This is a genomic window from Pseudomonas sp. 65/3-MNA-CIBAN-0223, from assembly GCF_040310425.1.
Lineage (GTDB): Bacteria > Pseudomonadota > Gammaproteobacteria > Pseudomonadales > Pseudomonadaceae > Aquipseudomonas > Aquipseudomonas gregormendelii.
In genome coordinates this window covers 1-274 of sequence record NZ_JBEOPV010000135.1, presented here as the reverse complement: position 1 = coordinate 274, position 274 = coordinate 1, and the positions used below count along the sequence as shown (strand labels likewise).

Below are 274 nucleotides of genomic sequence, written 5' to 3'. Positions count from 1 at the left end.
CTATACGCTGCGGCTTTACCTGCTGGTAATGCCGGTCATCTTCCTTGCCGGTTGGTCAGCGGGCGCCACGGTCGGGCCTCGGGATCTGCTCAGCTATGCGCTGGCCACCGTGACCTTGCTGCTGTTCACCAGTCGCCTGCCATTACGAACTCCGCTGCTCGTCTGGCTCGGCAGCCTCAGCTACTCGCTCTATCTGTTGCTGCCGGCAATGCACCGGCTGAGCGAACTGCTAACCCACTCGCTCGGCCTGACCGGGTCTACCGCCAGTCTCGCC

Annotated in this window: 1 pseudogene; it reads left to right on the top strand. The window is 63.5% G+C overall.

The features are described 5' to 3' along the window. Nucleotides 1-274 (top strand): annotated as a pseudogene (locus tag AAEZ09_RS28255) (acyltransferase); the annotation flags it as partial.